Origin of the sequence: Nostoc sp., from assembly GCF_036916735.1 — a bacterium.
Taxonomy (GTDB): domain Bacteria; phylum Cyanobacteriota; class Cyanobacteriia; order Cyanobacteriales; family Nostocaceae; genus Nostoc.
Window position 1 is genome coordinate 88,238 of the sequence record NZ_JBALFV010000028.1, and the last position, 6,224, is coordinate 94,461.

At 42.0% G+C, this 6,224-nt stretch carries 5 protein-coding genes; 3 read left to right on the forward strand and 2 right to left on the reverse strand.

Translation table 11 applies throughout. The features are described from left to right. Positions 1–12 precede the first annotated feature (12 nt). Complete coding sequence (locus V7L20_RS07330) at positions 13–1,656, forward strand: acetolactate synthase large subunit (protein WP_334743430.1); 1,644 nt, start codon at positions 13–15, stop codon at positions 1,654–1,656. Between the two features lie 348 nt (positions 1,657–2,004). On the opposite strand, the gene V7L20_RS07335 is transcribed toward V7L20_RS07330, so the two are convergent. Further along, positions 2,005–2,319 (reverse strand): hypothetical protein, encoded by a 315-nt coding sequence (locus V7L20_RS07335; RefSeq protein ID WP_334743431.1) that lies wholly within the window; start codon positions 2,317–2,319, stop codon positions 2,005–2,007. 443 nt (positions 2,320–2,762) lie between these two features. Here V7L20_RS07335 and V7L20_RS07340 point away from each other — a divergent pair, with 443 nt between their 5' ends. Then, complete coding sequence (locus V7L20_RS07340; RefSeq protein WP_334743432.1) at positions 2,763–3,845, forward strand: class I fructose-bisphosphate aldolase; 1,083 nt, start codon at positions 2,763–2,765, stop codon at positions 3,843–3,845. Between the two features lie 77 nt (positions 3,846–3,922). On the opposite strand, the gene V7L20_RS07345 is transcribed toward V7L20_RS07340, so the two are convergent. Next, entirely contained in the window at positions 3,923–4,591 is a 669-nt protein-coding gene (locus V7L20_RS07345; RefSeq protein ID WP_334743433.1) for a ribonuclease T2 family protein, read from the reverse strand. A gap of 253 nt (positions 4,592–4,844) precedes the next feature. On the opposite strand from V7L20_RS07345, the gene V7L20_RS07350 reads away from it, so the two are divergent. Continuing rightward, the gene (locus V7L20_RS07350; RefSeq protein WP_334743434.1) at positions 4,845–6,011 is read left to right on the forward strand and encodes a pyridoxal phosphate-dependent aminotransferase; all 1,167 of its coding nucleotides are present in this window, start codon (positions 4,845–4,847) and stop codon (positions 6,009–6,011) included. Positions 6,012–6,224 lie beyond the last annotated feature (213 nt).

Consider the following 6,224-nt stretch of genomic DNA (forward strand, 5'->3'; position numbering starts at 1 on the left):
TCGGAAAAGAAAATGAATACAGCCGAATTATTGGTGCAGTGCCTAGAAAATGAAGGAGTGCAATATATTTTTGGACTCCCTGGTGAAGAAAACCTGCACGTTTTGGAAGCATTAAAGCATTCTTCGATTAAATTTATTACGACTCGTCATGAACAGGGTGCAGCATTCATGGCCGATGTCTATGGACGCTTAACAGGGAAAGCCGGAGTATGTCTTTCTACTCTTGGGCCTGGGGCAACCAACTTAATGACTGGGGTAGCAGATGCTAACCTCGATGGTGCGCCTTTAGTAGCGATTACTGGTCAAGTGGGAACAGATAGAATGCATATTGAATCCCATCAATATTTAGATTTGGTGGCAATGTTTGCACCTGTTACCAAGTGGAATAAGCAGATTGTGCGACCGAGTATTACACCTGAAGTAGTACGGAAAGCATTTAAGCGATCGCAATCAGAAAAACCTGGTGCAGTTCACATTGATTTACCAGAAAATATTGCCGCCATGCCCGTCGAAGGCAACCCTTTGCTTAAGGATAATAGCGAAAAAACTTATGCATCTTTTGCTAGCATTCGAGCAGCCGCCGCCGCAATTTGCCAAGCAGTTAACCCATTAATTTTAGTCGGAAATGGAGCAATTCGTGCTCATGCTAGTGATGCAGTCACGCAATTTGCTACCTTACTGAATATACCTGTTGCTAATACCTTCATGGGTAAAGGCGTGATTCCCTACACACATCAACTAGCTTTGTGGTCAGTGGGATTACAGCAAAGAGACTTCATTACCTGTGCCTTTGATAACACAGATTTAGTAATTGCGATCGGCTATGATTTGATTGAGTTTTCACCCAAGAAATGGAATCGCAATGGCGAAATTCCCATTGTGCATATTGGGGTAAATCCGGCGGAGATTGATAGTAGTTATATTCCCAACGCTGAAGTTGTGGGAGATATTTCCGATTCCCTCTATGAAATTTTAAAATTAGCAGATAGACAAGGCAAACCCGATCCTTTTGCTATTAGCTTAAAGTCAGAGATTCGCGCTGATTACGAACAGTATGCCCATGATGACGGATTTCCGATTAAGCCGCAAAAGTTAATTTATGATTTACGGCAAGTGATGGGCCCAAATGATATCGTCATTTCTGATGTTGGCGCACATAAAATGTGGATGGCTCGTCATTATCATTGCCATAGCCCCAATACTTGCATAATTTCCAACGGCTTCGCAGCTATGGGTATTGCTATTCCTGGCGCTTTAGCTGCAAAACTGATTCATCCTAAGCGCAAAGTCGTTGCTGTCACAGGCGATGGCGGCTTTATGATGAATTCTCAAGAATTAGAAACAGCCTTGCGTGTCGGTACGCCTTTTGTCACGATAATTTTCAATGATGGTGGCTATGGGTTAATTGAGTGGAAGCAAGAAAATCAATTTGGCAAAGGAAACTCATCTTTTGTGCATTTTAGCAATCCTGATTTTGTCAAATTAGCCGAAAGCATGGGTTTAAAAGGCTACCGAGTTGAATCGGCGTTAGATTTGATTCCCACTTTGAAAGAAGCCCTCGCTCAAGATGTACCCGCCGTGATAGATTGTCCCGTAGATTATCGGGAAAATCACCGCTTTAGTCAAAGAGCCGGCGAGTTGAGTTGTGCGCTATAAAAATTATAGATGCGATTAATCGCGTCTGTACAAGAGTTAGGAGTTATTTATTCCTAACTCCTTTAGTGTTTTGGCAAGGTGCGTTACACCAAGGACTAACGCACCGCTTTACTTCACTTCATTTATAGATATATTTCTCCTCTTTCTTTGCGTCCTCTGCGTCCTTTGCGGTTCGTAAAAAAAACCACGAAGCTCAAAGGTTCATTCACAAGTATCAAAGACTCGTTCACAAGTATAAAAGACTCATTCACGAGTATCAAAGACTCGTTGAGCAGAATATATTGTGCCCCTACAATGATTTTGAATACTAGAAGTTAGAATACACGTACATCAGGCTTAAGTCGATCTTTACTGCTTGTGCTGCCGTAATTGCTCTACTATATAGTCTTCCAGTTCTTGCCTTTCTCTCTTACTAGCATTTCGTTGATAAGTTCTTCCAGTTTCTTGAATAAACCTACGTTTCTCGCTGGGAGAAGATTTGATACCTCCACTGCCTTGCAGCTTTTGCTGTAATTCTTCCCAAGTCTTTTCACCCACACTTTCGCCTAGTTTGACCAGTACCTTTGGGAGTAATGTTCTTGCCTCTCTTTGAAAATCTTCTTCTGTCTCTAGGGAAGCTAAATCTATATTGCTAAAGTCGATATCGATTTGAAACTTACTCATAGATTGTGTTTGTTTTTTAACGATTATTACTACTATAGGGGGAAGATAGGTTTTACTTTCCTGTCAATTCTAGTACAGCATGGCGTAAATTTAGCTATCATTTAAATTAACAAGGACAAGTTACTTAGAGCAAATTGCCCTTGTTAATGCTTGCAGAAGCAACTCTGTTAAAGATGATTAACCTGCATTGGAGAAAAACTCTGGTTTTGAGTGCGATCCTATCACTTTGCATCTTTCTTAAGAAGTTATTTGTTTAGGATAAAATACAAAATCTGACGATTAAATCTCACGTTTCCTCATTAAAATAAGTTTTTCTAGCTGATTTCAGACTGCTATATCATAAAGATTTTAAATATGGTTGATGCCTGCACACTCAGGTTAGCAATATTAAAAATGCTATCTTAAAGGCAAAGGTCATTTGCTCAATTTTTGAAGAAAAAACTATGACTACAACGCTCATAGAGGCTAATTCAATCGAGTCATTGCTAGGTAAAGAGGCTGAAGACTTGCTTACCTATAAAGCAAAAGTTCCTACTGATTTACTACATTTGCCGGGGCCAGACTTTGTAGATCGCATCTGGCTCAACAGCGATCGCAACCCTCAAGTATTACGTAATCTCCAATTACTTTATTCTACTGGTCGTCTTGCATATACTGGGTATCTGTCTATTTTACCGGTAGACCAAGGGATAGAACACTCAGCAGGTGCGTCTTTTGCGCCCAATCCGATTTACTTTGACCCAGAAAATATTGTCAGGCTAGCGATCGCCTCCGGTTGCAATGCGGTTGCTACCACTTTGGGGACATTAGGGATCGTTTCGCGCAAGTATGCCCACAAAATCCCCTTTATTGCCAAAATCAATCACAACGAATTGCTGACTTTCCCTAATCAATTTGATCAGGTATTGTTTGCTGATGTGGAACAAGCTTGGAATTTAGGGGCCGCGGCCGTAGGTGCGACAATTTACTTTGGCTCAGAACAGTCTACCAGACAAATCCAAGAAATCAGCAAAGCTTTTAAACGCGCCCATGAACTGGGGATGGTGACAATTCTCTGGTGCTATCTGCGGAACAGTGCTTTTAAACAAGATAAAGATTACCACCTTGCTGCTGACCTCACTGGACAGGCGAATCATTTGGGTGTAACCATTGAAGCCGATATCATCAAACAAAAGTTACCCGAAAATAATAATGGTTACGGTGCAGTTGCCAAAGCCAGTGGTAAGAGTTACGGCAAAACTGATGAGCGCGTTTACACAGAACTGACAACCGATCACCCAATTGATTTAACTCGTTACCAAGTACTGAATTGCTACTCTGGACGTGTCGGGTTGATTAATTCTGGTGGCGCGACTGGTAAAAATGATTTCGCCGAAGCAATACGCACTGCCGTGGTCAACAAACGCGCTGGTGGTTCAGGATTAATTTCTGGGCGAAAAACCTTCCAACGTCCTTTTGAGGAAGGTGTAAAACTGTTTCATACGATTCAAGATGTTTACTTATCGCCAGATGTGACGATAGCTTAGGGAGTAGCGGCAGAGGGGCAGGGGAGGCAGGGGGACAATAATCTAAGTGCCCAATGCCCCATGCCCAATGCCCATTGTTATCTAATGTTTCTTAATAAGAAATCTGGCTGACCACAACTTTTTTGCGATCGCTTCAAAATCTCGGCGCTACAAATACCAGGTTCACCGTTTTTGGAATAACAAAAGAAGACTTCTTGCAAAAATCTTCCTGAACCTGAACAAAAAGGTGCTACACCATCAGCAGTAATTTGATTATTCGCACTCACAAATGAATTTTTAAAATTTGTAATTGTGGTACGCACGGGTTTATTAGGACGATTATAAGCTGCGGGAATAGCGATCGCATCTTTTAATTGTTTACTCAATCCCAAATATTCCGCAGGAGTTTTCCCCGAACAAGTACCATGTTTTTCCCACTCATGCTCGTAAAGTTTATTACTAGGATACAAATTGGGAAACCGCCGCTTTACTTCCGACGGTAATTTTTGCGTAGAACAATTAGCAGGATAACCAGTTTGATATTGCGGCCACAAACCATGTAGTACAAAACCAAGTTTCCTTCCAGAACCGCACTGCTGCTGGTCACGATTACCATTTGTCGCACAATAATCCGGCGACCAAGAGAGTGTCAGTACATAAAAATCAAATTTACCCGGAGTGCCGCGATTTTGAGCAATGGCAGCATTAGGTATAAAAAGACTAGTAATTAACAAAGAAGATGCAATAAAAAGTTTCTTGATCTGCATATAAACAGTTAGTTGCTTTAAAACTAAAGTTATATACAATACATTGTTAAGAGTCAAGGTTCAGAAATTCTTTCCCAATCCCCAATACTTCGGCAACTCTTGGAGACGCTACGCGTTAGCGGAGCTTTCGCTTTAGCGATACGCTCAGTACAAGTCCCCAATCGCCATTTCCCAACGAATTCAGAAAAGCAAATCTTGGTAGAGATTCTGGGATATCCTTAGATCAGTGAAAGATTTGCCAAAAATAGTAAGAATGAAGCTGGCAGCAAGAGTAAGTCAGGTAACACCTTCATTAACCTTAGCGATCGCAGCCAAGGCTAAGGCACTGAAGGCAGAGGGAATAGATGTTTGTAGTTTTAGCGCTGGAGAACCAGATTTTGATACTCCAGCGCATATTAAAGCCGCAGCAGTCAAAGCTTTGGATGAAGGCAAAACCAAGTATGGTGCAGCAGCCGGAGAACCAAAGTTAAGGGAAGCGATCGCCCACAAGCTTAAAACCGACAACGGTCTTGATTACAAGTCAGAGAATGTCATCGTCACCAATGGCGGTAAGCATTCTCTGTACAACTTAATCGTGGCATTAATCGATCCAGGTGATGAAGTAATTATCCCTGCTCCCTACTGGCTAAGTTATCCCGAAATGGTGACTTTGGTTGGTGGGATTTCAGTAATTGTCCCTACAGATGCAACGACGGGTTATAAAATTACTCCCGAACAACTCCGTAAAGCAATCACACCAAAGACGAAGTTATTTATCCTCAACTCCCCATCTAATCCCACAGGGATGGTTTACACACCAGATGAAATCAAAGCACTGGCGCAGGTAGTAGTTGATGCAGATATCTTTGTTGTCTCTGATGAAATTTACGAAAAGATTCTCTACGACGGTGCACAACATATCAGCATCGGTTCTTTGGGGAAGGAAATTTTTGACCGCACTTTGATTAGTAATGGGTTTGCTAAGGCTTATTCTATGACTGGCTGGCGTCTCGGCTATTTAGCAGGGCCTGTAGAAATTATTAAAGCAGCCAGTACCATCCAAGGGCATAGTACATCTAACGTGTGTACCTTTGCCCAATATGGTGCGATCGCGGCGCTACAAAGTCCTCAAGATTGTGTCGAAGAAATGCGCCAAGCCTTCGCCAAACGCCGACAGGTAATGTTAGACAGACTTAACGCCATTCCCGGATTGAGTACCGCAAAACCAGATGGCGCTTTTTATCTGTTCCCTGATATCAGCAAAACCGGTCTAAAATCCCTAGAATTTTGTGACGCTTTACTAGAAGAACATCAAGTTGCTGTCATTCCCGGAATTGCTTTTGGCGCTGATGACAACATTCGCCTTTCCTACGCCACAGATATGGCGACGATTGAAAAGGGAATGGATAGATTGGAAAAATTTGTCAAGTCGCGTATTTAGTTGGTTGTCATTTGTCATTTGTGACGAGAATTTACTAACTTTTAAACTTTTGAACTCCACCTTTTCGACTCAGAAAGGGTGGAGTTCAAAAGGTGACTAAACGGTTCTCGGAGGGCTAGGTTAAGGCAGCAATTTCGTCATGCAAGACGGTATTTCCCAGCACTTCCACTTTTTTAATGAAGAAGCGATCGCTCGATGGAAAAGTAACTTCAG